Below are 26,135 nucleotides of genomic sequence, written 5' to 3'. Positions count from 1 at the left end.
CGGCAGTCCATAGGCAGCCGTACGATCCGCACATGCCCGAGCTCACATCCGCGCCGCTCGGCCGGGACCGGAAACGGGTCGTCCTCGCAATCTGCTGCATGAGCCTCCTGATCGTCAGCCTGGACAACACCGTGCTGAACGTCGCGCTCCCCGCCATGCAGCGCGACCTCCACGCCTCCGTCTCGGGCCTGCAGTGGACCATCGACGCCTACACGCTGGTCCTGGCGTCGCTGCTGATGTTCGCCGGGTCGACCGCCGACCGGATCGGCCGCCGCAAGGTCTTCGTGACCGGCCTGGTCCTCTTCACCCTGGGCTCGCTGCTCTGCTCGCTCGCCCCCAGCCTGGAGACCCTGGTGGTGTTCCGGATGATCCAGGCGGTCGGTGGATCGATGCTCAACCCGGTCGCCATGTCCATCATCACCAACACCTTCACCGAGCCGGCCGCGCGCGCCCGGGCCATCGGGCTGTGGGGCGGGGTGGTCGGCGTCTCCATGGCGGCGGGTCCGGTCGTCGGCGGACTGCTCGTCGACTCGGTGGGCTGGCGCGCGGTGTTCTGGATCAACCTGCCGGTCGGCCTCGCCGCGCTGCTCCTGACCTTGCGCTACGTCCCCGAGTCCAAGGCGCCCAGGCCCCGCCGCCCCGACCCGGTCGGCCAGCTGCTCGTCGCCGCGTTCCTCGGCTCGCTCACGTACGCGATCATCGAGAGCAGCATGCCCGTCGCCGGTGTCGCCCTGGCCTCGCTCGCGGGGCTGCTGCTGTACGAGCCCAGGCGCCGGGAGCCTCTGATCGACCTGCGGTTCTTCCGGAGCGCCCCGTTCAGCGGCGCGACGATCATCGCCGTCTGCGCGTTCGCCGCCCTCGGCGGATTCCTCTTCCTCAACACGCTCTACCTCCAGAACGTGCGGGGTCTCTCCGCCCTGGACGCCGGCCTGTACATGCTGCCGATGGCGTCGATGACCCTCGTCTTCGCCCCGCTCTCCGGGCGGCTCGTCGGGGCACGCGGACCGCGTCTGCCCCTGCTCATCGCGGGAACGGCGATGGCGGCCGGCTGTCTGCCCTTCGCCGCCTTCGAGGCCGAGACCCACGATCCGGTGCTCTTCGCCGGGTACGTGGTCTTCGGGATCGGCTTCGGCATGGTGAACGCCCCGATCACGAACACCGCCGTCTCGGGCATGCCCCTCTCCCAGGCCGGGGTGGCGTCGGCCGTGGCCTCCACCAGCCGGCAGATCGGCCAGACGCTCGGCGTCGCCGTCGTGGGGGCAGTCCTGGCCGCCGGGGTCGGCACGCTCTCCCGTACGGAGGACTTCGTCGCAGCGAGCAGGGGCGGCTACTGGATCATGACCGGCTGCGGTCTCTGCGTCCTTCTGGTGGGGGCACTGACCAGCGGGACGTGGGCGAGGGGGACGGCCGAGCGGACGGCACGACGGCTGGAGGCGGAGGAGACTCAGACCCCTGCGGGCGCGGCCTCCGCCTCCTCCTGACGCACGAGCCGCAGAAGCTTCTCCACGCCCGCGCGTGACTCCGCGTCCACCGGCACGTACGTCACCAGGCGCGGCCCGGAGGTCGGTCCGAGCCATGTGTTGGTGTGTTCCAGGTGCAGCGTCCCGACATGGGCGTTACGGATGATCTTGGTACGCCCGCCCTGGGCCACCACCTCATGGCGCGCCCAGATCTCCCGGAACTCCGGCGACGCCGTCTCCAGCCGGTGCAGCAGCGCCTTCCACGCGGGCTCGGCGAGGTGCTCGGCCATGGAGGCCCGGAACTTGCCCGCCATCGCGCGCGTGACGTCCGGCAGCTCGGCGACGGCGGCCCGCCACTCGTCGTTGGTGAAGGCCAGCCAGATGCAGTTGCGGTCCTCGCGCGGCAGCGCGTCGAGGTCGCAGAGCAGCCTCCCGTACGTGCGGTTGTAGGCGAGGATGTCGTACCGGCTGTTCTGGATGCAGGCGGGCATCGGCTCCAGCTGGTCGAGCATCGCGCGCAGGGCGGGCGTGACGGTCGGGCAGGGCGACTCGGGGTGCGGGTCGGTCTCGCCGCCGAGGGCGAAGAGGTGGGTGCGCTCGGTCGCGTCGAGCAGCAGGGCCCGGGCGAGGGCGTCGAGGACCTGCGGGGAGACGTGGATGTCCCGGGCCTGCTCCAGCCACGTGTACCAGGTGACGCCCACGGCTGAGAGGTGCGCGACCTCCTCGCGGCGCAGTCCGGGCGTGCGGCGGCGCCGGCCTCGGGGGAGGCCGACCTGTTCGGGGGTGATCCGCTCGCGGCGGCTGCGCAGGAACGCGGCGAGTTCGTGCCGCCGGACGTCGGTCTGCGCTCCGGCCTCGGTGGCTCGCGTGCGCGTGGTCTCCACCGCCATGGTCGTCATGCTCCCAGGGTGCCGGGGTGCTCAGCCCATTGCCAGGTAGTGCTTGTACCAGGATAAAGACACTCTGGTACCAGGCTGAGTGAGGAGGGATCGTCGAGACCGTGCGTACTCCAGCCTCCCCCTCCGCCACCGCTCCCGCCCCCGCCCACGGGTCCGCCCGCGGGTCCGGCGCCGCCGTCGATCACGCGGCGCCCGCCCTCGGCTCCCTCGGACTCTTCACCGTGCTCCTGGGCGCCGCGCTGCCGCTGATCGACTTCTTCATCGTCAACGTCGCCCTCCCCACCATCGACCACGATCTGGCGGCCGGTCCGGCGATGCTGGAGCTGGTCGTGGCCGGCTACGGACTCGCGTACGCCGTCCTGCTCGTCCTCGGCGGGCGGCTCGGCGACCTCTTCGGCCGCCGCCGGCTCTTCCTCGCCGGGATGGCCGCCTTCGGCGTGACCTCGCTGGCCTGCGGCCTCGCGCCGGACGCCTGGACGCTCGTCGGGGCGCGTGTGGCACAGGGTGCCTCGGCGGCGCTGATGCTGCCGCAGGTCCTCGCGACCATTCACTCCTCGACGACGGGGGCGCGGCGCGCGAAGGCGCTGAGCCTGTACGGGGCCACCGCGGGGCTCGCGATGGTGGCCGGCCAGATCCTGGGCGGGGTGCTCGTCGCGGCCGACCTCGCGGGCAGCGGCTGGCGGGCGATCTTCCTGGTCAACGTGCCGGTGGCGGCCGCCGGGCTGCTGCTCGCGGTAAGGACCGTCCCGGAGACCCGCTCGGAGCGCCCGGCGCCGGTCGACGTCCCGGGCACGCTGCTCCTGGGCCTCGCGCTGCTCACGCTCCTCGCCCCTCTTACAGAGGGGAGGGCGGCGGGGTGGCCGCTGTGGACCTGGATCGCGCTCGGGATCTTCCCGTTCGCCGCGGGGGCGTTCTGGTGGGTGGAGCTGCGGGCCGACCGGCGGGGCCGTACGCCGCTGGTCCCGCCGAGCCTGCTCGGCCTCGTCTCCCTGCGCCGGGGGCTCGCCCTGGTCCTGCCGTTCTCGATCGGCTTCGGCGGCTTCATGTTCGTGATCGCGGTGGCGCTCCAGCAGGGTCTGCGGATGAGCGCCGTGGTCTCGGGTCTGGCGCTGGTCCCGATGGCGGTGGCCTTCTTCGGAGCGTCGCTGGCGGGTCCTCGGCTGGTACGGCGCTGGGGCACCCGGGTCGTCACGGCGGGCGCCCTCGTACAGGCCGTCGGCATCGGTCTGCTCGCCCTCGCGGCCTGGGGCTCCTGGCCGGACCTCTCGGCCTGGAGCCTTCTGCCGGGCATGGCGGTCGCGGGGCTCGGCCAGGGCCTCCAGCTCCCGGTCCTGTTCCGGGTCGTCCTCTCCGAGGTGCCGGCGGACCGGGCGGGCGTGGGCAGCGGCGTCATGGTCACCACCCAGCAGTCCGCCCTGGCCCTGGGCGTGGCGACGCTCGGCTCCCTGTTCCTGTCGCTGTCGGCGTCCGGCTCGATGGGCACGGCGCTGACGGTGACGCTTCTGATCCAACTGGCGGCGGTACTTCTCACCGCTCTGATGAGCCTGCGCCTGCCGCGCGTCGTGAGCTAGCGGGCGTCGTGAGCCGGGTCGCGAGGCTGCTCGCGCGCCGGGGCAGACGCACGTGGGCCCGGGTCACGGAAGGTGACCCGGGCCCACGTCGTCGTACCGGCTGCGCCTACTCCTGGCCGCCCGCGGTCTCCGCGGCGGCGGTTCCGGCGGTCTCGGTGCCTTCGGCGCCCAGCGCGCGCTCGCGCATCTTCTTCAGCAGCTCCTGCTTCTGGTCGACCGCGGCCTTGCGGTCGGCGTTGCTGCTCTGAACGGCGCCCTGCTGGTCGCCGCGGGACAGCTTCTTGCGCTGTCCGCCGACGCCGAGCAGGTTGTTACGGCCCTTGGCCATGGGGTTCTCCCATTGGTGAGAAGTGGTGAGGGGATCGTCCGGCGGGGGCGGGCGTCGGGGCCCGCCGCGCTCTCACTCGTAGATCTGGAAGAACGAAGACATGCCGTAGACGCTACCCCGCCCAGGAGCCTCGGTCACACCGTTTTCCGCCGCACCACCCGTGCGAATGACAAACATTGAAATCTGTCAGCCGTCATGCCATAGTTGTCATGCGTCGCTCCCCCGACGTTCTGCGTCCCTCCCGAGGAGACCCCCATGACCTCCACCCGCACCCTCCCGACCCGCCGCCTCGGCACCACCGGCCCCCAGGTCTCCGCCCTCGGCCTCGGCTGCATGGGCATGTCCGCGCTGTACGGCGAGACCGACCGCGCCGAGTCGATCGCGACCGTCCACGCCGCGCTCGACGCCGGGATCACGCTCCTCGACACCGGCGACTTCTACGGAATGGGGCACAACGAGCTGCTGATCAACGAGGCCCTGCGCACGGCCCCCGCGGCCGCCCGCGAGCAGGCCCTGACCAGCGTGAAGTTCGGCGCCCTGCGCACGGTCGAAGGCGGCTTCACCGGCTATGACGGCCGCCCCGCCGCGGTGAAGAACTTCGCGGCGTACTCCCTGCAGCGCCTCGGCACCGACCACATCGACATCTACCGGATCGCCCGCGTCGACCCGGACGTGCCGATCGAGGAGACGGTGGGCGCGATCGCCGAGCTGGTCGAGGCCGGACACGTCCGCCACATCGGCCTCTCCGAGGTCGGCGCGGACACCCTGCGCCGGGCGGCGGCCGTCGCCCCGATCGCCGACCTCCAGATCGAGTACTCCCTGATCTCCCGCGGCATCGAGGAGAAGATCCTGCCGGCCGCGCGCGAGCTGGGCATCGGCATCACGGCGTACGGCGTGCTCTCACGCGGTCTGATCAGCGGCCACTTCACCCGTGACCGCGAGCTCACCCCGGGCGACTTCCGCGGGATGTCCCCCCGCTTCCAGGGCGACAACCTCGACCGGAACCTGGACCTGGTGGACCGGCTGCGTGCCATCGCCGAGGCCAAGGGTGTGACGGTCGCGCAGACCGCCATCGCCTGGGTCCTGGCGCAGGGTCCCCTGCACGGCGCCGACATCGTGCCGCTGATCGGCGCCCGCCGACGGGACCGGCTCACGGAGGCCCTCGGCTCGCTGGACCTCACGCTGGACGCCGCCGACCTGGCCGCGATCGAGCGGGCCGTCCCCGCGGGCGCGGCGGCGGGCCAACGCTACCCGGCGGCCCAGATGGCCCACCTGGACAGCGAGCACTGACGGTCCGGGCTGACAGGTACTGTCATTCCATGGCCGCCACCGAGACCCTGACCGCAGAGCGCATCCTCGAAGCAACCGAGGAGGTGCTGCGGCGGTACGGCCCGGCGAAAGCGACGGTGGTGGACGTGGCCCGGGTCCTCGGCGTCAGCCACGGCAGCGTCTACCGCCACTTCCGCACGAAGGCGGCGCTGCGGGAGGCGGTGACGGCGCGCTGGCTCTCCCGTACGGAAGCCGCGCTCGCCGAGCTGACCGGTTCCACGGGCCGGCCCGCCCCGGAGAAGCTCCGCGCCTGGTTCACCGGGCTCTTCGACGCCAAGCGCCACAAGGCGGGTGACGACCCGGAGCTGTTCGCCACCTACGAGGTCCTGCTCGACGAGAACAGCGGAGTGGTCGAGGACCACCTGGGCGTCCTGGTCGGCCAGGTGCGCGAGATCGTCGAAGAGGGCGTCCGGGGCGCCGAGTTCACCGCCCCCGACGCGGACACCACGGCCCGCGCCCTCTTCGCCGCCACGGCCCGGTTCCACGACCCGTCCTACGCCCCGGAGTGGCAACGCCCCACGATCCAGGCGGAGTTCGACGCGGTGGTGGACCTCCTCCTGCGCGGCCTGCGCCCGTAGCACCCGAACGACCCCGAAGCCCCGGCGCATACGGCGAAGCCCCCGGTTCCAGTGGAACCGGGGGCTTCGCCGTATGCGATCAGGCGGGTCAGCAGCCGAGGAGGCGGCTGCCCAGGTAGCCCTGGATCTGGTCCAGGGAGACGCGCTCCTGCTTCATGGTGTCGCGCTCGCGCACGGTCACCGCGTTGTCGTCCAGGGTGTCGAAGTCGACCGTGACACAGAAAGGCGTGCCGATCTCGTCCTGGCGGCGGTAGCGGCGGCCGATGGCGCCGGCGTCGTCGAACTCGATGTTCCAGTTCTGCCGCAGGTCGGCCGCGAGGCCCTTGGCCTTCGGGGAGAGCTGCGCGTTGCGGGACAGCGGCAGGACGGCGACCTTGACGGGCGCGATGCGCGGGTCGAGGCGCATGACGGTGCGCTTCTCCATGACGCCCTTGGCGTTGGGGGCCTCGTCCTCGTTGTACGCGTCGAGCATGAACGCCAGCATCGTCCGGCCGACACCGGCGGCGGGCTCGATGACGTACGGAGTCCAGCGCTCCTGGGCGTCCTGGTCGAAGTAGAGCAGGTCGTTGCCGGAGGCCTTGGAGTGCGCCTTCAGGTCGTAGTCGGTGCGGTTGGCGACGCCCTCGAGCTCGCCCCACTCGCTGCCGCCGAACTGGAAGCGGTACTCGATGTCGGCGGTGCGCTTCGAGTAGTGGGAGAGCTTCTCCTGCGGGTGCTCGAACCAGCGCATGTTCTCCTCTCGGAGACCCAGGCCCGTGTACCAGTTCCAGCGCTGCTCCATCCAGTACTCGTGCCACTGCTCGTCCTCGCCCGGCTTGACGAAGAACTCCATCTCCATCTGCTCGAACTCGCGGGTGCGGAAGATGAAGTTGCCCGGAGTGATCTCGTTCCGGAAGGACTTGCCCATCTGCGCGATGCCGAACGGGGGCTTCTTGCGCGAGGTCTGATGGACCTGGCCGAAGTTGGTGAAGATGCCCTGCGCGGTCTCGGGGCGCAGGTAGGCGACCGAGCCGGAGTCCTGCGTCGGGCCGAGGTGCGTGGAGAGCAGCCCGGAGAACTGCTTGGGCTCGGTGAAGGTGCCCTTGTTGCCGCAGTTGGGGCAGTTCAGGTCGGCGAGGCCGTTCTGGGGGAGGCGGCCGTGCTTCTCCTCGTACGCCTCCTCCAGGTGGTCGGCGCGGTAGCGCTTGTGGCACGAGGTGCACTCGGTCAGCGGGTCGGTGAAGGTGGCGACGTGCCCCGAGGCCTCCCAGACCTCGGTGGCCAGGATCACCGACGAGTCGATGCCGACGACGTCCTCGCGCGAGGTGACCATGTAACGCCACCACTGACGCTTGATGTTCTCCTTGAGTTCGACACCCAGCGGTCCGTAGTCCCAGGCGGCTTTCTGGCCGCCGTAGATCTCACTGCACGGGTAGACGAAGCCACGGCGCTTGCTCAGGCTGACGATGGTGTCGATCTTGTCGGCGGCCACGGTGCTCTCTTCATTACGACGACGAAGTGCGAATGCTTCAGATTACCGGCGCCCGCACCCCCCGTATCAAATCGGTCCGGCCTCGCTCATCGGGAAGCGCAGGGAGGCCGGAACACGGGCGTCGACGGTGGCGATCAGATCGCCTCCCGACTTGTACCAGTCTGCCCGGATATCGATGACCGTGCCGCGCTCCCCGTAGAGCACCCGCCGCCCATCGGGAAACACCCCCAGACCGGCCACCTGGTGCCAGCGAACGACGTGGTGGCACCACGTCGTCCAGTGCGCGAGGCCCTCGTCGCTCAGATACATCCGCTCCGCGCGTCCGGCGGGCCCGAAGAGCTTCGGCCGGTACTCGTACGCCTCGTGGAACCCTCCTCCGGAGCGTTCCGGCTCGGGCGCGAAGGGGCTGTCCGGGCCGGGGGCGCAGTGTTCCGGCAGGGTGAGCACGGCGGTCGAGGGGTACGCGACGAGGGCGGTGCGGATGTCGGCGGGGCCGAGCGACGCGAGGGCGGCCCGTACGCCCGCGATGTCGAAGACCTCCAGGCCGGCGAGGTGGTCGAGGGCCGCCGTGACGAGCTGGCCGTGCACCTGGTCGTCCCCGTCGAGCCGCTCGGACCAGGCCCGTTCGGCCCGCCGTACCTCGTCCTCGGCCGGGCCGCGCTCGACCAGCTCGCGGAGCGTCGCGTCGAGCCCTTCGGCGACGGCCTGGACACCCAGCTCGTCCGTCTCGGCCACCAGCCAGAAGAGCATGCGCCCGCCGCCCACGTAGCTGGAGGAGACCTCCAGGCTCCCGGTCAGGTTCACCGTCATACGTTCGTCGCGCAGGGCCCGGGCTCGGGCGATGTCCACCGCGAGATGACCGGCGGGCGTGGCGGGCCCCTCGAAGGAGACGGTGACCTGCTCGCCGTACCCGTCGGGCCCCTCGATCCAGCAGCCGGTGACGTCGGGGAGGGGCTCCACGACGGGCCGTCCGGCGCGCGGTCCGTGCGACGGTTCCGGGAGTCGCGGGTCGAGGGCCTCCGGCGGCCGCCCGCCGACTACGAGCACAGCGCCGTCGCGGGTGAAGCGCTCGGCGGCCCAGGCACGGACATCGGCGGCACCGATGTGGGCGACGGCGGGGGCGGCCCAGGCGACCTTGCCGGGCCCGCGCAGCCCGTAGCGGAAGCCGAGTTCGCGCTCCTGGAACCGGTCCCAGCGTTTCTCGCGGAGCCGGCGGGCCTGCACCTTGCGCACGGCGGCGGCGAGCCCGTCCACCGGAGGCTCGGCGAGGGCCCGGCAGAGCAGGTTCACGAGCTCGGCGACCCGCTCGGGCTCACCGGAGGCCGAGAAGCGCGTGAAACGGCCCTCGGCAGCGAAGGCGATCTCGTCGCACGCGCGCGCGGCGACGGCGGCCAGGGCGAGCTGCCCGGCGAGCTCGGTGATGCCCAGACGGGGAAACGGTTCGTCCTCGATCCCCGTACCGAACACGAGGTGTGCGGTGAACGGCCCGGGGAGCTCGTCCCAGTACAGAGGGATGCCGTTGATCTCCGTGCGCCGCATGGCCGCACTGTAGTGGGGCGGAACACAGGAAAGGCAATTGACAACCGTTTCCAATTTTGTTGAAAATGAGTGTCATGAACGTACGCCGTCTGATACCCGCCACCGCCGTCGCCGGAGCCGTCGCGCTCGGTCTCGTGACCCTGTCCGCGTGCTCCGGAACGTCCGACGCCGCCGACAAGGCGAACGGCAAGCTCAGCGTCGTGGCGTCGTTCTACCCCATGCAGTACCTGGCCGAGCAGATAGGCGGCGCACACGTCTCCGTCGAGACGCTCACCGCGCCGGGCGTCGAGCCGCACGACCTGGAGCTCAAGCCGAGGCAGATCGGCTCGCTCGGCGACGCGGACTACATCCTCTACCTCAAGGGCGTCCAGCCCGCCGTCGACGAGGCGATCAAGCAGGCGGGCGTCAAGCACACCGTCGACGCCGCCACCCTCACGAAGCTCGAAGCGCACGGCACCGAGGGCGGCCACGACCACGGCGCCGAGGAGCACGGCCACGAGGAAGAGGGCCACGACCACGGCCACGAGTCCGAGGCCGGTACCGACCCGCACATCTGGCTCGACCCGGTGAAGTACGCCGAGGTCGCCAAGGGTGTCGGCGCCTCCCTGGAGAAGGCCGACCCGGACCACGCCGCCGACTACAAGAAGAACACCGACGCCCTGGTGAAGAAGCTCGGTGACCTGGACACGGCGTTCGAGACCGGCCTGAAGAACACCACCACCAAGACCTTCATCACCACGCACTCCGCCTTCGGCTACCTCGCCGAGCGCTACGGCCTGGACCAGGAGGGCATCACCGGCCTCGACCCCGAGTCCGAGCCGAGCCCCGCCCGCGTCCAGGAGCTCCAGTCCACCGCGAAGCAGGAGAAGGTCTCCACCGTCTTCTTCGAGACCCTCGCGAGCGACAAGACCGCGAAGACCCTCGCGAAGGACACCGGCCTCAAGACCGACGTCCTGGACCCGCTGGAGGGAATCACGGACCGGTCCAAGGGCGATGACTACATCGAGGTCATGCAGTCCAACCTCACCGCGCTGAAGAAGGCCCTCGGCGCCAAGTGATCCACGCACAGCAGGAGGCACCCGTGAGCGCGCCCGACACGCCCGTCATTTCCGTCCGCGGAGCCACGGCGACCCTCGGCGCGCGCCCCGTCCTGCGCGGCGTCGACCTCGCCGTACACCCCGGCGAGGTCGTCGCGCTGCTCGGCGCCAACGGCTCCGGCAAGTCCACCGCCGTCCGCGCGATCATCGGCCAGGTGGCGCTGACCGGCGGCGCGATCTCCCTCTTCGGCACCGAGCAGAAGCGGTTCCGCGAGTGGGCCCGCGTCGGTTACGTACCGCAGCGCACCACCGCCGCCTCCGGCGTCCCCGCCACGATCCGCGAGGTCGTCTCCTCCGGCCGGCTCTCCCGCCGTACGTTCGGCTGGCTGACCAAGGCCGACCGGGCCGCCGTCGACCGGGCCATCGAGCTCGTCGGCCTCGCCGACCGGGCCAAGGACTCGGTGAGCGCCCTCTCCGGCGGCCAGCACCAGCGCGTCCTGATCGCCCGCGCGCTCGCCTCCGAGCCCGAGCTGCTGATCATGGACGAGCCGATGGCCGGCGTCGACCTCGCCAGCCAGGAGATCCTGGCCGGCACGCTGCGCGAGCAGGTCGCGGGCGGCACCAGCGTGCTGCTCGTGCTGCACGAACTGGGCCCCCTGGAGCCGCTGATCGACCGGGCCGTGGTCCTCCGCGACGGCTGTGTCGTCCACGACGGCCCGCCGCCGCAGGCCGTCGGCCAGCACGCGCTTCCCGGCCACGACCACGTCCATCCGCACGCGGCCGGTGAGCCGCTCCGTACGGGTCTGCTGACCTGAGGAAGCTGACCTGATCATGGAATTCCTCGAACCCGCCTTCATGCAGAGGGCGCTCCTCGCCGCCGTCCTCGTCGGCATCACCGCGCCCGCCGTCGGCATCTTCCTCGTCCAGCGCCGCCAGGCGCTGATGGGCGACGGCATCGGCCATGTCGCCATGACCGGCGTGGGCCTCGGCTTCCTGCTGAACAGCAGCCCGGTGTGGATGGCCACCCTGGTCGCCGTCGCCGGCGCCGTGCTGATGGAGCTGATCAGGACGTACGGACGCACCCGCGGCGACCTCGCGCTCGCCCTGCTCTTCTACGGAGGCATGGCGGGCGGAGTCATGCTGATCCAGGTCGGCGGCGGCTCCAACGCCAACCTGCTCTCGTACCTCTTCGGCTCGCTGTCCACGGTGTCGTCCGAGGACGTCACCGCGATCGCCGTCCTCGCCGCCTTCGTCGTCCTGGTCACCATCGGCCTGCGCCGCCAGCTCTTCGCGGTCAGCCAGGACGAGGAGTTCGCCCGCGTCACCGGCCTGCCGGTGCGCGCCCTGAACCTGCTCGTCGCGATCACGGCGGCCGTCACCGTCACGGTCGCGATGCGGGTCGTCGGCCTGCTGCTCGTCAGCGCGCTGATGGTGGTCCCGGTGGCGGCGGCGCAGCAGCTGTCCCGGTCGTTCCGCGCGACCTTCGTCCTCGCGATCGTCATCGGCACCGGCGTCACGCTGACGGGCACCGTGACCACGTACTACCAGGACCTCCCCCCGGGCTCGCTCATCGTGCTGCTCGCGATCGGCGTCTTCATCGTCCTGACGGCGCTCTCGGCACCTCTGGCCAGGCGCCGCGCCCGGGCCGCGGAGGCGGCCTCGAAGGCGTGTGACGCACAGGTCCCGCTCACCCGCCGGCCGACGGACGACGTGACGGTCTGAGCAGCCTGGCAGAATGGCGGGGGCGACGACATCACTAGGAGGCCCCTGTGGCGACGGCAGGACCCCCCGTACGCGGCCGCTCGACGAAGCAGCGGGCCGCGGTCGCGGCGGCACTGAACGAAGTGGACGAGTTCCGCAGCGCCCAGGAGCTGCACGACATGCTCAAGCACCGCGGCGACTCCGTGGGCCTCACGACGGTGTACCGGACGCTCCAGACCCTCGCGGACGCAGGCGAGGTCGACGCGCTGCGCACCAGCGACGGCGAGACGGTCTACCGCCGCTGCTCGACCGGCGACCACCACCACCATCTCGTCTGCCGCGTCTGCGGCAAGGCGGTCGAGGTGGAGGGCCCGGCGGTGGAGCAGTGGGCGGAGACGATCGCGTCGGAGCACGGATTCGTGAACGTGGCGCACACGGTCGAGATCTTCGGCACGTGCGCGGAGTGCGCGGCCAAGTAGACGACCGCGCAGCGACACGGACGAGGGGCCCCGCCGGAGAGATCCGGCGGGGCCCCTTCCGTATGTCTCGTACGGCGGTTCAGACCCGACTGCTGTAGCGGTCGAGCACGGCCCGCAGCCGGTCGATCTCCACCGGCTCCGCGACCCCGCGCTTCGGCAGGACGACCAGGCCTATGCCGTGCTTGTCGGGGGTCAGCAGGACGAAGAGGTCACGTGTCTCGGCGTACCTGGTGAGCATCGTCCACCGGTACGTGGTGTCGCTGTCCCGCGACACCACGCGCACCCCGGCCTCGTCGACGAAGCCCCGGAACTCCCCTTGCGGGCCGAACATCCGGTGCACCTGGCGCCCCTGGATGCCGGGGATCATCACGTACATGGCGGCGATCAGCGCCAGCGCGAGAAGGCAGATCACGGTGGTGCCCAGGCTCGGCCCCTTCGGCCCCGTGAACGTCAGGGCGAAGGCCAGGAGCATCAGGCCCCCGGCGGCCAGCAGGACGGCGTTCTGCAGCCGTCCCGCCGACGTGGCTCGCATGCGGGCGCGGAGCGCCTCCGTCGCGTCGGAGACGACGGGCAGATAGGTCAGCTCCACGGTCTCCCGCGTCGTCTCGTACTGCTCTTCGGTCACGGCCCCTCCCGGCTCCGGCAACTGGCAGCCGTGATCGTAGCGGTGCCTGGGAGGCCGACCGTGGCCCCGGGGCTCAGGCCGGGCCGCCGGCGCTCGCCAGGGCCGCTCAGCCCTTGTCGAGGACGGCCATGTCCGCCGCGTCCACACCACCGAAACGGCGGTCGCGGGAGGCGTACTCCACGCAGGCGCGCCACAGGTCACGGCGGTCGAAGTCCGGCCACAGGACGTCCTGGAAGACCATCTCCGCGTAACTGCTCTGCCAGATCAGGTAGTTCGAGGTGCGCTGCTCGCCGCTTGGGCGCAGGAACAGGTCGACGTCCGGCATGTCCGGGTAGTACAGGTACTTCTGGAAGGTCTTCTCGTTGACCTTCGCCGGGTCCAGCCTGCCCGCCGCCACGTCCTCCGCGATCTTCTTCGCGGCGTCGGCGACCTCGGCGCGGCCGCCGTAGTTCACACAGAAGTAGAGGGTCATCGCGTCGTTGCCGACGGTCTGCTCCTGGGCGACCTGGAGCTCCTGGACGACCGACTTCCACATCTTCGGCATCCGGCCCACCCAGCGGATACGGATGCCCAGTTCGTCCATCTCGTCACGCCGGCGCCGGATGACGTCCCGGTTGAAGTTCATGAGGAAACGGACCTCCTCGGGGGAGCGCTTCCAGTTCTCGGTGGAGAAGGCGTAGAGGGAGAGGTTCTTGACGCCCATCTCCAGGCAGCCCTTGAGCACGTCGAGGACCACGCCCTCGCCGACCTTGTGGCCCTCGGTGCGCGGCAGGCCCCGCTCCTTGGCCCAGCGGCCGTTGCCGTCCATCACGCAGGCCACGTGGTTGGGCACCAGCTCGGCGGGGAGCTTCGGCGGACGGGCACCGGAGGGGTGCGGCTCGGGGACCTTGTACTCCCGGCGCTGCCGTCCGAGGATTCCGCGTCGTGCGATGGCCATGGCGATGGATCTCCTAGCTCTTCTCTACGTACCGCAGCGAGCGCAGGCCGCGCTCCAGGTGCCAGTGCAGATAGGCGGACACCAGCCCGCTCCCTTCCCTGACGTGACGCGGCTCGCACGCGTCCGCAGTCGCCCAGTCGCCGGTGAGCAGCGCGCTGAGCAGGCCGATGGCCTCCGGAGAGGGTACGACGCTGCCGGGCACCCGGCAGTCGCCGCATATGACGCCGCCCGCCGCGACCGAGAAGAACCGGTTGGGTCCGTGCAGCCCGCACTTCGCGCAGTCCTCGAAGCTCGGCGCGTAGCCGTTGACGGCGAGGGAGCGGAGGAGGAAGGCGTCGAGGATGAGATGGGGCGCGTGCTCGCCCTGGGCGAGGGTGCGCAGCCCGCCGACGAGCAGCAGGTACTGCTGCACGGCCGGCTCGCCCTCGTTGTCCGTGAACCGCTCGGCCGTCTCCAGCATCGCCGTCCCGGCGGTGTAGCGGGCGTAGTCGGTGACGATCCCGCCGCCGTACGCGGCGATGGTCTCGCTCTGGGTGCACAGGGGGAGCCCGCGGCCCACGAGATCACTCCCGCGGGCGAAGAACTGCACGTCGACGTGGGAGAAGGGTTCGAGCCTGGCCCCGAACTTGGACTTGGTCCGCCGCACCCCGCGCGCTACGGCGCGTACCCGGCCGTGACCGCGCGTGAGCAGCGTGATGATGCGGTCCGCCTCACCCAGCTTCTGGGTGCGCAGCACGATGCCGTCGTCGCGGAACAGACTCATGCGGCCCATTCTCCCGTACGGGAGGAGTGGCCTGGGGCCCCTCCGCGCTTCCGCCACCCGGCGGCGCGGACGCGGACGGGACCCGCCACGACGCCGCTCCCCGACCGGACGCCCGGGGGACGGTGCCCGGCGGGCACCGTCCCCCGTCCGCGCCGCCGAATCCGGCTCATGGCACCTCGCCCCGGCTCCGCGCGTTCGCGTGCGCGGTCGCGGCGCGGAGGCGCTCGGCCGAGGTGGCCTCGCGGACCCCCTCGGGCTCGGCGTCCCACTCCCGCCCGCCGCCCAGCGGCCGCAGCTGGATGTACGGGCCCTCGTGCCCCATGACCGTGCCCACACGCCCGGTGCGGATCTCGACGACGTACGACCCGATGGGCAGTTTCATGACCGGCCCCTTTCCCCTGGCTGTACGGCGACGGCCGGCAGCCGTGCCGTTTCCGCCGTGCAGCGTCCCAATTCGATGAGCGGCCGCGGGGGTTCGGCTGCGAGGGTGAGAGGGTCGAGCCCCGGCGAGGTCAGGATCATTCCGGACCTCGCGAGTACGTCGCGCAATTCCCTCACGCCTCCTGAGCGTCTTGAACGGCCCCCGTGGACGGTCGCTCGACCAGTTCCTTCACAACACATCTCTCCCTGAATCCATTTCCGGATTTCCGCATCCAGGGTGGGGACGGATCCGTAGAATCGGCAGATGCGCAGGTCGGGCAACTGCGGCGCAGAGGTTGGGCGTTAAGCCATGGCCACAGGCGGCGAAACCTTTCACAGGGCGATCTCGGCAGACTGGTGTTCGTATCGGTCGGAACATCGGACTGTTCGAGCAGGGAATCCGAAATGCGCGACTGGACGCGGCACAGCAAATCGACGAGGTACCGCGAACCGGCGGAATTTCGAACGCACGTGGCGCAAGCCCTCCGACAAGGCGCCGTATGCGCGGTATTTCGAGCCGGGACGCCGGCGACGAAGCTGTGCGCCCACAGTCCCGCCGCGGCCGCGCACCCCAGCCCTCCCTTGGGGAAGCCATAAGCCCGCCTTATGAGGCCATAGACCGGGGGCGGGTACCGACTCGCTCGAGGCGTTAATTAGGGTGACCTAAGTGACGACAGCCATCGTCGTCACGTCGTTTCGCGAAGGGAACCTGACATGCCCCGCCCTCTCCGGGTCGCGATCGTCGGCGCCGGCCCCGCCGGGATCTACGCCGCCGATGCGCTGCTGAAGTCCGAGGCCGCCGCCGAGCCGGGCGTGTCGATCGACATCTTCGAGCGGATGCCGGCCCCCTTCGGTCTCATCCGGTACGGCGTCGCGCCGGACCACCCGCGGATCAAGGGCATCATCACCGCCCTGCACCAGGTCCTCGACAAGCCGCAGGTCCGCCTCTTCGGCAACGTCGACTACGGCACCGACGTGCACCTGGACGACCTGCGCGCCTTCTACGACGCCGTCGTGTTCTCCACCGGTGCCATGGCCGACCGCGAGCTGAAGATCCCCGGCGTCGAGCTGGACGGTTCCTTCGGCGCCGCCGACTTCGCGTCCTGGTACGACGGGCACCCGGACGTCCCGCGCACCTGGGAGCTGGAGGCCGAGAAGGTCGCCGTCCTCGGCGTGGGCAACGTGGCCCTCGACATCGCGCGCATCCTCGCCAAGACCGCGGACGAGCTGCTGCCGACCGAGATCCCGCCGAACGTCTACGACGGCCTGAAGGCCAACAAGGCCGTGGAGATCCACGTCTTCGGCCGCCGCGGCCCGGCGCAGGCGAAGTTCAGCCCGATGGAGCTCCGCGAGCTGGACCACTCCCCCACCATCGAGGTCATCGTCAACCCCGAGGACATCGACTACGACGAGGGCTCGATCGCCGAGCGGCGCAAGAACAAGCAGACCGACATGGTCGCCAAGACCCTGGAGAACTGGGCGATCCGCGACATCGGCGACCGCCCGCACAAGCTCTTCCTCCACTTCTTCGAGTCGCCGGTCGAGATCCTCGGCGAGGACGGCAAGGTCGTCGGCCTCCGCACCGAGCGCACCGAGCTGGACGGCACGGGCAACGTCAAGGGCACCGGCCGGACCACGGACTGGGACGTCCAGTCCGTCTACCGCGCCGTCGGCTACCTCTCCGACGAGCTGCCCAAGCTCCCCTGGGACACCGCCTCCGGCACCGTCCCGGACGAGGGCGGCCGCGTGATCGAGGAGGGCGGCGCGCACCTGGCGTCGACGTACGTCACCGGCTGGATCCGTCGCGGCCCGGTCGGCCTCATCGGCCACACCAAGGGCGACGCCAACGAGACGGTCGCGAACCTGCTCGACGACTTCGCCAACGGCCGGCTCCTCACCCCCGAGACCCCCGAGACGGACGCGGTCGTCGCCTTCCTGAAGGGCAAGGGCATCACGTACACGACGTGGGAGGGCTGGTACGCCCTCGACGCCGCCGAGAAGGCGCTGGGCGAGCCGCAGGGCCGCGAGCGCGTGAAGATCGTCGAGCGCGAGGACATGCTCCGCGCGAGCGGCGTCGAGCTGGGCTGACCCCGGTCCCGCGCCTCCCGGGCCCCCATCGGTCGTGTGCCGGTGGGGGCCCGGTCCGTGTCGGCGACTCGGCGCGACCAGGTGCGGGGCGACGGCCCGGCTACCCCACGGGAGTACGTGAGGCCCCCGCACAGGAGGCCGTGCGCGCGGCGCGCTCATATTCTGGAAGCACCGGCTGGGCCGGAAGGGAAGTGAGCGGCGATGGCCGTCCCCGTTGACGAGGCGCACGCCGTCGAGCGGGCGCGGGACGCGGCGGCCCGGGACGCATGGGCCGAGGCGTACGTCCTACTGCGCGAGGCCGACCTCCACCCCTCCGCCGCGCTGCACCCCGCGGATCTCGACCTCCTCGCGGACGCCGCCTGGTGGGCGGGGCACGTGGACGAGTCGGTCACCGCCCGGCTGCGGGCCCACGCCGGGTACGTGGCTGCGGGCGACCATCGCGGGGCGGGCCAGGTGGCCTGGTGGCTGCACTTCGAATACCGCTGTCTGGGGCGGCCCGCGGCGGCGGCCGGGTGGCTGCACCGGTCCCGGCACCACCTGGAGGGCGAACCGGACTGCCCCGAGCAGTGCTTCCTCGCCTGGACGGACTCCGAGGAGGCACAGGAGCACCGCGACCCGGAGGCGGCGCTCGCCGCGGCGCGTCGCATGGAGCGTCTGGCCCGTGACTCCGGGAGCCCGGATCTGATCGCCCTGAGCCGCCAGGCCCACGCGGCGGTCCTCCTCGCGAACGGCCGCAGGTCGGAGGGGCTGGCGCTCCTCGACGACGCGATGTGCGCGGTGACGGCGGGCGAGCTGAGCGGGATGTTCACGGGCTGGCTCTTCTGCCTGGCGCTGACCGAGTGCATGGAGGCGGCGGACCTCGGCCGGGCGGTGGAGTGGACGGACGCGGCGATGGCCTGGTGCGAGGTCCCGTGGTCCCAGCACGTCCGTACGGCGGGCACGGAGGGATCCCAAAAGGTGCCGGGAGCGGCGCCCGCGTCACCGATCGCCGCCCCCACCCCCGAGTCGGTCACCGACAACCCCTTCCGGGGCCTGTGCCGGATCCACCATGTCGAGGTGCTCGATCTGCGCGGGGCCTGGGAGCTCGCCGAGGCCGAGGCGGCCCGGGTGTGCGCCGAGGTGCCGGTGGACAGCCTCGACGTCGCGGCCGAGGCGTACTACGCGGCCGGCGAGATCCGGCGGCGTCAGGGCCGCCTCGACGCCGCCGCCACCGCGTACGCACACGCCCATGAACTCGGCCGGATCCCGCAGCCGGGGCTGGCTCTGCTGCGGCTCGCCCAGGGCAAGGCCGACGCCGCCGTGACGGGCCTGAAGCTGGCCCTGGCCTGTCAGAGCGACCCGGTCCACGACCTCCTCGGCCGGGCCCGGCTCCTCGCGGCGCGGACGGAGGTGGCGCTGGCCGTCGGGGACCGGGACGATGCCGCGGAGGCGGTCGCCGAGCTGGAGGCGCTGCCCGGCGAGGCGCCGCTCCTGCGGGCCGTCGCCGACACCGCCCGGGGCGCCCTCGGCCTGGCCCGCCACGAGCCGGCCGCCGTGCGTCCGCTGCGCCGGGCGCTGGCGGGCTGGCTGGAGCTGCGCGTCCCGTACGAGGCCGCGCAGGTACGGATGCTGCTCGCCGCGGCCGACCGGGCCGCGGGCGACGAGGAGGCGGCGCGGCTGGAGCTCATGGCGGCCCGGGCGGCCTTCGAGCGGCTCGGCGCGCTGCCCGACGCCCGTCGCGCGGCGGCCCTGCTGACGGCGGGGCGGCGTCACGCGCTCCCGGGCGGCCTGACGGCCCGCGAGGCGGAGGTGCTCCGGCTGGTCGCGGAGGGCGGCACGAACCGGGACATCGCCCAGGCCCTGGTGATCAGCGAGCACACGGTCGCCCGCCACCTGAACAACATCTTCGCCAAGCTGGACGTGACCTCCCGTACCGCCGCCACGGCCTACGCCTACGCGCACGGGCTGGCCGGAGCCCCCGGACAGCCGGGCCCCCGGGCCGCCGGAAGCCCCGCATAGGCCGTTTCGCCCATACCCGCCCACCGCCCGACCTGGGTGGTTCGGGCGATGCCAGCGCCGCACCCCGCGGCCTAGAACGGGTTCATGGACACCATCGACACGCTCACCCCCGGCGCCCTCACCGCCGGGCTCCCGCTCGACGTCCTGCGCGACTCCGTCCGCGGCGACGTCGTCGTCCCCGGCGACCCCGCCTACGACGAGGCCCGCCGGGTCTACAACGCCCTCCACGACCGCCACCCGGCCGTCGTCGTCCGCGCCGTGGACGCGGGCGACGTGATCGCCGGCGTCCGCTTCGCCCGCGACCACGCGCTGCCGCTCGCGGTCCGCGGCGGCAGCCACGCCGTCGCGGGTCACGGCACCGTCGACGACGGGCTGGTCGTCGACCTGTCCCGGATGCGCTCGGTCCGCGTCGACCCCGCGGCCCGTACCGCCCGGGCCGACGGCGGCTGCACCTGGGGCGACTTCAACCACGCCACGTACGCCTTCGGGCTCGCCACCACCGGCGGCGTCGTCTCCAGCACCGGTATCGGCGGTCTCACCCTCGGTGGCGGGATGGGCAACCTGGCCCGCCGCTACGGGCTGAGCTGCGACAACCTCGTCGAGGCCGATGTGGTGACAGCCGAGGGCACCCTCGTCACCTGCGACGCCGAACGGCACCCCGATCTCTTCTGGGCGCTGCGCGGCGGCGGAGGCAACTTCGGGGTCGTCACCTCGCTCGTCTACCGGCTGCACCCGGTGGCGGACGTCCTGGGAGGGATCGTCCTCTACCCGCTCGACGGGGACGTGGCCCGGCGCTGGCGCGACATGATCACCGAAGCGCCCGAGGAGCTCAACGCGATCTTCGTGATCGTCCTCGGTCCCGACCTGCCGTTCCTGCCGGAGCGCTGGCACGGCCGCCCGGTCTGCGGCCTGCTGACCTGCTACAGCGGCCCCGCGACGGAGGACGAGAAGATCCTCGGCCTCCTCGACGAGCTGGGCCCCGTCATCGGCAGCCTCATGGAGCGGATGCCGTACCCGGTGGTCAACACGCTCTTCGACGACGAGCTGCCGCCGGGCCTGTACCACTACTGGAAGGGCAACTTCAGCCGCGACCTCAGCGACGGCGCCATCGACGTGCACATGCGCTACGGCCGGACGCTGCCGTCCATGGAGAGCGACACGGCCATCTTCCCGATCGACGGCGCGTGCCACCGCGTCGGCCCCGAGGACACCGCCTTCGCGTACCGCGACGCCTCGTTCTCGGCCGCGTTCGGCACGACGCACACGGACCCGGCCGACAACGAGGCGAACATCGCCTGGACGCGGGCGTACGACCGGGACCTGCGGCCGCACACCGAGGAGGCCGGCTACATCAACTTCATGGACACCGACGACCAGGACCGGGTGCGCGCCAACTACCGGCAGAACTACGACCGGTTGCGTACGGTCAAGCGCCGCTACGACCCCGGCAACCTGTTCCGCCTCAACCACAACATCGAGCCGTGAGCACCTTCCGGCGTCGCTACAGCAGCGTCCTCGCCGTGGCGAGGAGCCGGGCCGTGTCGTCGGAGCAGAGCGCGAGCGCGTTCCCGACGGTGTGGAGCACGTCCCGCTCCGCCGGGCTGTACGCCCCGTCCGCGAGCGCGATCCTGGCTCCCTGGAGCAGGATCGACTCGCGCCCGGAGGCGGCGAGATGCGGGGCGAGCGGCTCCAGGGCCTCGTGCAGCTCGATGGCCAGGGCCGCGCCGCCGCTGCCCGCGTCGGGCAGGAACCGGCCGGTGTCGGCGGCGAGCGCCTCGACGAGGTCGGTGAGCTGGACGCCGGTGCACTCGTCGAATCCGGCGGCGCGGACCGCCGTGACAGCGGTGTCCACGGCGGTACGCGACGAGGTGCCGCCCGCCGCCAGGACGGCCAGGGCGACCGTGTGCACACCGTCGCGCAGCATCGCGGCGAAGCGGCTCGTGGTCGGGTGGTCGAGCACCTCGGTGCCGAAGCGCGTGTGGCACGCGGTGCATTCGACGACCGGACCGGCGTGGCCGCGCGGCAGCAGGGGCACGCCCAGGACCGCGAACCGGCGGCGTCCCGTCCGCCTGCGGTAGTTACGGTCGCCGCCGCATTCCTCGCAGAAGAACTCGCCGTCTCCGACGGTGTTCCAGGAGGTACGAACGCCGCAGAGGATCACTTTTCGTCCGCGTGACTCTCGGGCAGACCGCACGCCGCACCTCCCTTGACGAACCGGCGACTTTGCCGACGTGGGGAGTGATGTTAGCCACATCCTTGATGTGGCGTCAGCACCTCGTCGCCAGATCGCCATCGACTTGGCCGAGACACGACACCGCCGCGAGCGGGGTCCGGAGCCGTCGCCGCACGACAAAGGGGGCCCGTCCGTGTGGACGGGCCCCCTTCGGGGACTGCCTGGTGTCAACCGGAAAGGGTGACGGGGACCGCCGCCGGGTTTGGGCGGCGGATCATCGCGCGGAGCGGTTGACGGCCGAGATGACGGCCTTCAGCGAGGCGCGGGTGGTGTTGGCGTCGATGCCGATGCCCCACAGGACCTTGCCGTCGATGGCGCACTCGATGTACGAGGCGGCCTGCGCGGAGGCGCCCTCGCTCATCGTGTGCTCCTGGTAGTCCAGCAGTCGGGCGTCCACGCCGATCGCCTGCAGCGCGGCGAAGAAGGCGGAGATCGGACCGTTGCCGGATCCGGTCAGGACGGTGTCGACGCCGTCGACGACCGCCTCGACGGTCAGGGTGTCGGTGCCGTCCGTGTCCGAGGTGGTCTGGCCGGAGCGCAGCTGGATACGGCCCCAGGCGTTGTCGGGGTTCGGCAGGTACTCGTCCTGGAAGACCGACCAGATCGCGGCCGGCGTGACCTCGCCGCCCTCGGAGTCCGTCATCTGCTGGATGATCTTCGAGAACTCGATCTGCATCCGGCGCGGCAGGTCCAGCTTGTGGTCGTTCTTCAGGACGTACGCGATACCGCCCTTGCCGGACTGCGAGTTGACCCGGATGACGGCCTCGTAGGAGCGGCCGACGTCCTTCGGGTCGATGGGCAGGTACGGCACGGCCCACTCGATCTCGTCCACGGTCTTGCCCTGGGCGGCCGCGTCGGCCTCCATGGCGTCGAAGCCCTTCTTGATGGCGTCCTGGTGGGAGCCGGAGAAGGCGGTGTAGACCAGGTCGCCCGCGTAGGGGTGGCGCGGGTGGACCTCCATCTGGTTGCAGTACTCGCTGGTGCGGCGGATCTCGTCGATCTGCGAGAAGTCGATCTCCGGGTCGACGCCCTGGCTGAACAGGTTCATGCCCAGGGTCACCAGGTCGACGTTGCCGGTGCGCTCGCCCTGGCCGAACAGACAGCCCTCGATGCGGTCGGCGCCGGCCATGATGGCCAGCTCGGCCGCCGCCACCGCCGTACCGCGGTCGTTGTGCGGGTGGACGGACAGGCAGACGTGCTCACGGCGGGTCAGGTTCCGGGACATCCACTCGAACCGGTCCGCGTGCGTGGACGGCGTCGAACGCTCCACGGTGGCAGGCAGGTTGAGGATGATCTCGCGGCCCTCCTCGGGCTGCCAGACGTCACAGACCGCCTCGCAGACCTCCAGGGCGAAGTCCAGCTCGGTGTCGGTGAAGATCTCCGGGCTGTACTGGTAGCCGAAGACCGTGTCGTCGCCCAGCAGCTTGTCGGCGTACTCCATGACCAGGCGCGTGCCGTCGACGGCGATCTGCTTGATGTCCTCCTTCGAGCCGCGGAAGACGACCCGGCGGAAGGTGGGCGCGGTGGCGTTGTACAGGTGGACGGTGGCGCGCTTGGCGCCGACCAGGGACTCCACGGTCCGCTCGATCAGGTCCTCGCGGGCCTGGGTCAGTACGGAGATGGTGACGTCGTCCGGGATCGCGCCCTCTTCGATGATGGAGCGCACGAAGTTGAAGTCGGTCTCGCCGGAGGACGGGAAGCCGACCTCGATCTCCTTGTAGCCCATGCGCACCAGCAGGTCGAACATCTCGCGCTTGCGGGCGGGGCTCATCGGGTCGATCAGCGCCTGGTTGCCGTCGCGCAGATCGGTCGACAGCCAGCGGGGAGCCTTGGTGATGCGCTGCTCGGGCCAGGTGCGATCGGGGATGTGCACGGCCTCGTACCGGCCGTACTTGTGGATCGGCATGCCGGACGGCTTCTGCGTCCGGGTGGCGTTGGTGATGGGCGTCGGGCGGCCGACAGGCTGGGACATCGCGCGGGGCTCCTCGGGTTCAGCGGGAGTGGGGGTCCCCCCTGCTCGTGAAGAGAGCTCGGGGGAGGCCGACTTTTCGACGCAACACCAGGTCCCGCGGGGAGGGGGTCGGCCTACGACTACAGGCCCTCACCGCGGCAGCTAAGGAGAAGCAGCCCGAAACGCATGATGTGCCGCAGCCTAGCTCACGTCCGCGGAGCGCGGACGTCCTGTTCAGTATGCGGGACGGCCGGGCCGACAATACGAAAGGGTGACGAATCACTCCATTTCGCGGATCATGGTCGCCCCTAGTGACAGTGACGTGACCCAGTGCCACATTGCTGGCATGACCTCCCCCGCGTACGTCCCCGCCCACCCGGTCTTCTGCACGATCGTGCCGCCGCATCTGCTGGAGCACCTGGCCTCGTCCGCCGACCCCGCCGTCGCGGCCGCCGCCCGGCGCACCCTGGTCGCCGACGCGATGAACCGGACCAGCCGCGTCCTCTCCCAGCCGGCCGTGACCCGGTCCGCCGGACCCACGGAACCGGCGGAGTCGGCCCGCCCCCGCCGCACGGTGCACGACGCGGAGAACGGCACGGACCTGCCGGGCACCGTGGTCCGCGAGGAGGGCCAGGAGCCCACCGGGGACGCCACCGTCAACCGCGCGTACGCCGGGCTCGGCGCCACCTTCGACCTCTTCCGGAAGGGCTTCGGCCGGGATTCGATCGACGGCGCGGGGCTGCCGCTGCTGGCGACGGTCCACTACGACCGGAACTACGGCAACGCCTTCTGGAACGGCGAGCAGATGGTGTTCGGCGACGGAGACGACGAGATCTTCCTCGACTTCACGCTGCCGGTGGACGTGATCGGCCACGAGCTGGCGCACGGATTCACGCAGTACACGGCGAACCTGGAGTACTTCAGCCAGTCGGGGGCGCTCAACGAGTCCGTCTCGGACGTCTTCGGCTCCCTGGTGAAGCAGTACACGCTCGGCCAGAGCGCGCAGGACGCGGACTGGCTGATCGGCGAGGGCCTGTTCCACCCGAACGTCGAGGGGACGGCGCTGCGCTCGATGAAGGCGCCGGGCACGGCGTACGACGACGACGTCCTCGGCAAGGACCCCCAGCCGGGGCACATGGACGACTACGTCCGCACGAGCCGGGACAACGGTGGGGTGCACATCAACTCGGGCATCCCGAACCACGCGTTCTACCTCGCGGCGACCGAGCTGGGCGGGAACGCCTGGGAGCGGGCGGGGCAGATCTGGTACGACGTGATGACAGGCGGGGCGCTCACCCCCGAGACCCGGTTCTCCGAGTTCGCGGCGGCGACGGTGGCGGCGGCGCGGGAGCGGTACGGGGACGGGGAGGAGATCCAGGCCGTGCTGAAGGCCTGGGGGGCTGTCGGCGTGCCGACGGACTGATAGACCGGGGGCATGCGTATTCGAGTGCGGCGTACGGGCGGCTTCGCGGGCATCGAACGGTCGGCCGAGGTGGACACCTCCGGCCGGCCGGACGCCGGGGACTGGCACACGCTGGCCGTCGCCGTCCTGCGGGACGGGGACGGCGGCGCCGGGGGTGTGCCGGACGGTTTCTCGTACGAGATCACGGTCGACGACGAGACGGTCCGCTGCCGCGACCCCCGCCTGACGGAGTCGCAGCGCGCCCTGATCGCGAAGGTCCTGAAGGAAGGCGCCTGACCCCGACCGCGCCCCCTAGCCGCCCCGGGGCGCGGCAGGGTGGGAGGCGGGGGTCAGAAGCCGAGTTTGCGGAGCTGCTTGGGGTCGCGCTGCCAGTCCTTCGCGACCTTCACATGGAGGTCGAGGAAGACCGGGGTCCCGAGCAGCGCCTCGATGTGCTTGCGCGACTTCATCCCGACCTCCTTCAGGCGGCTGCCCTTGGGGCCGATGATGATCCCCTTCTGGCTGGGGCGCTCGATGTAGACGTTCGCGTGGATGTCGAGGAGCGGCTTGTCCGCCGGGCGGTCCTCGCGCGGGATCATCTCCTCGACCACCACCGCGATCGAGTGCGGCAGCTCGTCCCGTACGCCTTCCAGCGCCGCCTCGCGGATCAGCTCCGCGACCATCACCATCTCCGGCTCGTCCGTCAGGTCGCCCTCCGGGTAGAGCGGCGGGGACTCCGGGAGGAGCGGGATCAGCAGGTCCGCGACGAGCTGGACCTGCTTGTCGCCGACGGCCGACACCGGCACGATCTCCTGCCACTCGAAGCCCAGCTCCTTGCCGAGCTGGTCGACGGCGATGAGCTGCTCGGCAAGCGTCTTGGAGTCGACCAGGTCGGTCTTGGTGATGATCGCGACCTTCGGGGTCTTCTTGATCCCCGCGAGCTCCTTGGCGATGAAGCGGTCGCCGGGGCCGAGCTTCTGGTCGGCGGGCAGGCAGAAGCCGATCACGTCGACCTCCGCCCACGTCGTGCGCACGACGTCGTTCAGGCGCTCGCCGAGGAGCGTGCGCGGCTTGTGGAGGCCGGGCGTGTCCACGAGGATCAGCTGCGCGTCCGGGCGGTGCACGATGCCGCGCACCGTGTGCCGGGTCGTCTGCGGCCGGTTGGAGGTGATTGCCACCTTCTGGCCGACCAGAGCGTTCGTGAGGGTGGACTTGCCCGCATTGGGGCGGCCGACGAAGCAGGCGAAGCCGGCCCGGTGGACGGCTTCGGATTCTTGGTTACGAGCGCTCATGGGGGCCATTCTCCCCGATGCGGGACGTCGTCAC

General features: G+C 71.3%; 24 protein-coding genes. 13 read left to right on the top strand and 11 right to left on the bottom strand.

Annotation, left to right across the window (positions count from 1 at the left end):
• Window positions 1-32: 32 nt before the first annotated feature.
• Window positions 33-1,481 carry an MFS transporter gene (locus ACFY8U_RS19990; protein ID WP_389571821.1) on the top strand — a complete coding sequence of 483 codons (1,449 nt, stop codon included), beginning with the start codon at window positions 33-35 and terminating at the stop codon, window positions 1,479-1,481.
• Here ACFY8U_RS19990 and ACFY8U_RS19985 read toward each other — a convergent pair.
• Complete coding sequence (locus ACFY8U_RS19985; protein ID WP_389571818.1) at window positions 1,445-2,359, bottom strand: helix-turn-helix domain-containing protein; 915 nt, start codon at window positions 2,357-2,359, stop codon at window positions 1,445-1,447. The genes ACFY8U_RS19990 and ACFY8U_RS19985 overlap by 37 nt on opposite strands.
• A gap of 101 nt (window positions 2,360-2,460) precedes the next feature.
• Between ACFY8U_RS19985 and ACFY8U_RS19980 the strand changes: the two genes are divergently transcribed.
• Complete coding sequence (locus ACFY8U_RS19980) at window positions 2,461-3,930, top strand: MFS transporter (protein WP_389571815.1); 1,470 nt, start codon at window positions 2,461-2,463, stop codon at window positions 3,928-3,930.
• Between the two features lie 106 nt (window positions 3,931-4,036).
• On the opposite strand, the gene ACFY8U_RS19975 is transcribed toward ACFY8U_RS19980, so the two are convergent.
• Complete coding sequence (locus tag ACFY8U_RS19975; protein WP_389571813.1) at window positions 4,037-4,258, bottom strand: DUF6243 family protein; 222 nt, start codon at window positions 4,256-4,258, stop codon at window positions 4,037-4,039.
• A 255-nt stretch (window positions 4,259-4,513) separates the two neighbouring features.
• Between ACFY8U_RS19975 and ACFY8U_RS19970 the strand changes: the two genes are divergently transcribed.
• Complete coding sequence (locus ACFY8U_RS19970) at window positions 4,514-5,548, top strand: aldo/keto reductase (protein WP_389571810.1); 1,035 nt, start codon at window positions 4,514-4,516, stop codon at window positions 5,546-5,548.
• Window positions 5,549-5,577: 29 nt separating this feature from the next.
• Entirely contained in the window at window positions 5,578-6,165 is a 588-nt protein-coding gene (locus ACFY8U_RS19965) for a TetR family transcriptional regulator (protein WP_361594004.1), read from the top strand.
• A gap of 88 nt (window positions 6,166-6,253) precedes the next feature.
• On the opposite strand, the gene ACFY8U_RS19960 is transcribed toward ACFY8U_RS19965, so the two are convergent.
• On the bottom strand, window positions 6,254-7,636 hold the full coding sequence (locus tag ACFY8U_RS19960; RefSeq protein ID WP_361594006.1) for a glycine--tRNA ligase: 1,383 nt from the start codon (window positions 7,634-7,636) through the stop codon (window positions 6,254-6,256).
• Window positions 7,637-7,702: 66 nt separating this feature from the next.
• The gene (locus tag ACFY8U_RS19955; RefSeq protein ID WP_389571807.1) at window positions 7,703-9,175 is read right to left on the bottom strand and encodes a hypothetical protein; all 1,473 of its coding nucleotides are present in this window, start codon (window positions 9,173-9,175) and stop codon (window positions 7,703-7,705) included.
• Between the two features lie 74 nt (window positions 9,176-9,249).
• Between ACFY8U_RS19955 and ACFY8U_RS19950 the strand changes: the two genes are divergently transcribed.
• From ACFY8U_RS19950 to ACFY8U_RS19935, 4 genes are read left to right on the top strand one after another with little or no spacing between them, the layout of a single operon-like run.
• Window positions 9,250-10,233 (top strand): metal ABC transporter substrate-binding protein, encoded by a 984-nt coding sequence (locus ACFY8U_RS19950; protein WP_361644406.1) that lies wholly within the window; start codon window positions 9,250-9,252, stop codon window positions 10,231-10,233.
• Window positions 10,234-10,256: 23 nt separating this feature from the next.
• Window positions 10,257-11,027: a metal ABC transporter ATP-binding protein gene (locus tag ACFY8U_RS19945; protein ID WP_389571804.1), complete on the top strand. Its 771-nt coding sequence runs from the start codon at window positions 10,257-10,259 to the stop codon at window positions 11,025-11,027.
• Between the two features lie 10 nt (window positions 11,028-11,037).
• Window positions 11,038-11,934, top strand: a complete 897-nt coding sequence (locus tag ACFY8U_RS19940; RefSeq protein ID WP_361594174.1) for a metal ABC transporter permease — start codon at window positions 11,038-11,040, stop codon at window positions 11,932-11,934.
• A gap of 47 nt (window positions 11,935-11,981) precedes the next feature.
• Window positions 11,982-12,392 (top strand): transcriptional repressor, encoded by a 411-nt coding sequence (locus tag ACFY8U_RS19935; protein WP_361434950.1) that lies wholly within the window; start codon window positions 11,982-11,984, stop codon window positions 12,390-12,392.
• Between the two features lie 79 nt (window positions 12,393-12,471).
• Here the strand turns inward: ACFY8U_RS19935 and ACFY8U_RS19930 are convergent, their stop codons facing one another.
• From ACFY8U_RS19930 to ACFY8U_RS19915, 4 genes are all read right to left on the bottom strand, one after another.
• The gene (locus ACFY8U_RS19930; protein WP_389571801.1) at window positions 12,472-13,017 is read right to left on the bottom strand and encodes a YcxB family protein; all 546 of its coding nucleotides are present in this window, start codon (window positions 13,015-13,017) and stop codon (window positions 12,472-12,474) included.
• 106 nt (window positions 13,018-13,123) lie between these two features.
• Window positions 13,124-13,948, bottom strand: a complete 825-nt coding sequence (locus ACFY8U_RS19925; RefSeq protein WP_361435166.1) for an isoprenyl transferase — start codon at window positions 13,946-13,948, stop codon at window positions 13,124-13,126.
• A 19-nt stretch (window positions 13,949-13,967) separates the two neighbouring features.
• A complete protein-coding gene (recO, locus tag ACFY8U_RS19920; protein ID WP_361434952.1) occupies window positions 13,968-14,717 on the bottom strand; it encodes a DNA repair protein RecO in 750 nt (249 codons plus the stop codon).
• Between the two features lie 166 nt (window positions 14,718-14,883).
• Window positions 14,884-15,099: a hypothetical protein gene (locus ACFY8U_RS19915; protein WP_361434953.1), complete on the bottom strand. Its 216-nt coding sequence runs from the start codon at window positions 15,097-15,099 to the stop codon at window positions 14,884-14,886.
• Between the two features lie 752 nt (window positions 15,100-15,851).
• Between ACFY8U_RS19915 and ACFY8U_RS19910 the strand changes: the two genes are divergently transcribed.
• The 3 genes from ACFY8U_RS19910 to ACFY8U_RS19900 all read left to right on the top strand — a co-directional run bounded on the left by ACFY8U_RS19910 (window position 15,852) and on the right by ACFY8U_RS19900 (window position 20,708).
• Window positions 15,852-17,225 (top strand): FAD-dependent oxidoreductase, encoded by a 1,374-nt coding sequence (locus ACFY8U_RS19910; protein ID WP_389571798.1) that lies wholly within the window; start codon window positions 15,852-15,854, stop codon window positions 17,223-17,225.
• Window positions 17,226-17,426: 201 nt separating this feature from the next.
• The gene (locus ACFY8U_RS19905; RefSeq protein WP_389571795.1) at window positions 17,427-19,223 is read left to right on the top strand and encodes a LuxR C-terminal-related transcriptional regulator; all 1,797 of its coding nucleotides are present in this window, start codon (window positions 17,427-17,429) and stop codon (window positions 19,221-19,223) included.
• A gap of 84 nt (window positions 19,224-19,307) precedes the next feature.
• Window positions 19,308-20,708, top strand: a complete 1,401-nt coding sequence (locus tag ACFY8U_RS19900) for an FAD-binding oxidoreductase (RefSeq protein WP_389571792.1) — start codon at window positions 19,308-19,310, stop codon at window positions 20,706-20,708.
• Window positions 20,709-20,724: 16 nt separating this feature from the next.
• Here ACFY8U_RS19900 and ACFY8U_RS19895 read toward each other — a convergent pair whose 3' ends face one another.
• Complete coding sequence (locus tag ACFY8U_RS19895; RefSeq protein ID WP_361434957.1) at window positions 20,725-21,417, bottom strand: TerB family tellurite resistance protein; 693 nt, start codon at window positions 21,415-21,417, stop codon at window positions 20,725-20,727.
• A gap of 253 nt (window positions 21,418-21,670) precedes the next feature.
• Window positions 21,671-23,428 (bottom strand): 2-isopropylmalate synthase, encoded by a 1,758-nt coding sequence (gene leuA / locus ACFY8U_RS19890; protein ID WP_361434958.1) that lies wholly within the window; start codon window positions 23,426-23,428, stop codon window positions 21,671-21,673.
• A 325-nt stretch (window positions 23,429-23,753) separates the two neighbouring features.
• Between leuA and ACFY8U_RS19885 the strand changes: the two genes are divergently transcribed.
• The gene (locus tag ACFY8U_RS19885; RefSeq protein WP_389571789.1) at window positions 23,754-24,830 is read left to right on the top strand and encodes a M4 family metallopeptidase; all 1,077 of its coding nucleotides are present in this window, start codon (window positions 23,754-23,756) and stop codon (window positions 24,828-24,830) included.
• A 12-nt stretch (window positions 24,831-24,842) separates the two neighbouring features.
• Complete coding sequence (locus ACFY8U_RS19880; RefSeq protein WP_361434960.1) at window positions 24,843-25,106, top strand: protealysin inhibitor emfourin; 264 nt, start codon at window positions 24,843-24,845, stop codon at window positions 25,104-25,106.
• Between the two features lie 53 nt (window positions 25,107-25,159).
• On the opposite strand, the gene era is transcribed toward ACFY8U_RS19880, so the two are convergent.
• Entirely contained in the window at window positions 25,160-26,110 is a 951-nt protein-coding gene (gene era / locus ACFY8U_RS19875; RefSeq protein ID WP_389571786.1) for a GTPase Era, read from the bottom strand.
• Between the last annotated feature and the right edge of the window lie 25 nt (window positions 26,111-26,135).

The organism is Streptomyces sp. NPDC012508, from assembly GCF_042902595.1.
Taxonomy (GTDB): Bacteria; Actinomycetota; Actinomycetes; order Streptomycetales; family Streptomycetaceae; genus Streptomyces.
This window is presented reverse-complemented; position numbering and strand designations above follow the sequence as displayed.

Coding starts and splice junctions, on each gene's coding strand:
- recO (WP_361434952.1), bottom strand. CDS start 14,717: ATGAGTCTGTTCCGCGACGACGGCATCGTGCTGCGCACCCAGAAGCTG.
- ACFY8U_RS19880 (WP_361434960.1), top strand. CDS start 24,843: ATGCGTATTCGAGTGCGGCGTACGGGCGGCTTCGCGGGCATCGAACGG.
- ACFY8U_RS19950 (WP_361644406.1), top strand. CDS start 9,250: ATGAACGTACGCCGTCTGATACCCGCCACCGCCGTCGCCGGAGCCGTC.
- ACFY8U_RS19900 (WP_389571792.1), top strand. CDS start 19,308: ATGGACACCATCGACACGCTCACCCCCGGCGCCCTCACCGCCGGGCTC.
- ACFY8U_RS19915 (WP_361434953.1), bottom strand. CDS start 15,099: ATGAAACTGCCCATCGGGTCGTACGTCGTCGAGATCCGCACCGGGCGT.
- ACFY8U_RS19970 (WP_389571810.1), top strand. CDS start 4,514: ATGACCTCCACCCGCACCCTCCCGACCCGCCGCCTCGGCACCACCGGC.
- ACFY8U_RS19965 (WP_361594004.1), top strand. CDS start 5,578: ATGGCCGCCACCGAGACCCTGACCGCAGAGCGCATCCTCGAAGCAACC.
- ACFY8U_RS19910 (WP_389571798.1), top strand. CDS start 15,852: ATGCCCCGCCCTCTCCGGGTCGCGATCGTCGGCGCCGGCCCCGCCGGG.
- ACFY8U_RS19955 (WP_389571807.1), bottom strand. CDS start 9,175: ATGCGGCGCACGGAGATCAACGGCATCCCTCTGTACTGGGACGAGCTC.
- ACFY8U_RS19905 (WP_389571795.1), top strand. CDS start 17,427: ATGGCCGTCCCCGTTGACGAGGCGCACGCCGTCGAGCGGGCGCGGGAC.
- ACFY8U_RS19885 (WP_389571789.1), top strand. CDS start 23,754: ATGACCTCCCCCGCGTACGTCCCCGCCCACCCGGTCTTCTGCACGATC.
- ACFY8U_RS19985 (WP_389571818.1), bottom strand. CDS start 2,359: ATGACGACCATGGCGGTGGAGACCACGCGCACGCGAGCCACCGAGGCC.
- era (WP_389571786.1), bottom strand. CDS start 26,110: ATGGCCCCCATGAGCGCTCGTAACCAAGAATCCGAAGCCGTCCACCGG.
- leuA (WP_361434958.1), bottom strand. CDS start 23,428: ATGTCCCAGCCTGTCGGCCGCCCGACGCCCATCACCAACGCCACCCGG.
- ACFY8U_RS19990 (WP_389571821.1), top strand. CDS start 33: ATGCCCGAGCTCACATCCGCGCCGCTCGGCCGGGACCGGAAACGGGTC.
- ACFY8U_RS19975 (WP_389571813.1), bottom strand. CDS start 4,258: ATGGCCAAGGGCCGTAACAACCTGCTCGGCGTCGGCGGACAGCGCAAG.